The sequence below is a fragment of the Brachybacterium sp. AOP3-A1-3 genome (assembly GCF_052378285.1).
Lineage (GTDB): Bacteria > Actinomycetota > Actinomycetes > Actinomycetales > Dermabacteraceae > Brachybacterium.
Genome location: NZ_JBQSXM010000067.1, coordinates 1 through 560, shown reverse-complemented (window position 1 = coordinate 560; position 560 = coordinate 1). Strand labels below are relative to the sequence as shown.

The following is a 560-nucleotide window of genomic DNA, read 5'->3' as shown; positions in this document are numbered from 1 at the left end:
GCCGTCTCGAACCGCTTCTGGACATCGGCCCAGTTCACGATGTTCCAGATCGCCTTCACGTAATCAGCCTTCACGTTCTGGTAGTCCAGGTAGAACGCGTGCTCCCACATATCCAGCTGGAACAGCGGGATCGTCGCGACCGGCACACCGTTCTGCTGATCGTAGAACTGCTCGATCACGAGATTCCCACCGAGGGGCTCGTACGCCAGCACAGCCCAGCCCGAACCCTGGATCCCCAGAGCCGCCGCCGTGAAGTGCGCACGGAAACCATCGAAGGACCCGAAGAACTCATCGATCGCCTGCGCGAGCTCACCGGTGGGCTTGTCGCCACCCTCGGGCGAGAGGTTCTTCCAGAAGATCGAGTGGTTCGTGTGACCACCGAGGTTGAACGCCAGATCCTTCGAGAACTGGTTCACCGTCGCGAAATCACCGGACTCCCGCGCCGCCGCCAGCTTCTCCAGCGCCGTGTTCGCGCCCTTGACGTAGGTCGCGTGGTGCTTGGAGTGGTGCAGCTCCATGATCTTGCCGGAGATCGAGGGATCCAGCGCGCCGTAGTCGTA

1 protein-coding gene is annotated in these 560 nt (G+C 62.0%); it reads right to left on the bottom strand.

From position 1 onward, the window contains the following. Window positions 1-560: superoxide dismutase (locus ACT3T5_RS19610; RefSeq protein WP_444595335.1), on the bottom strand; the 560-nt coding region annotated here is incomplete at both ends.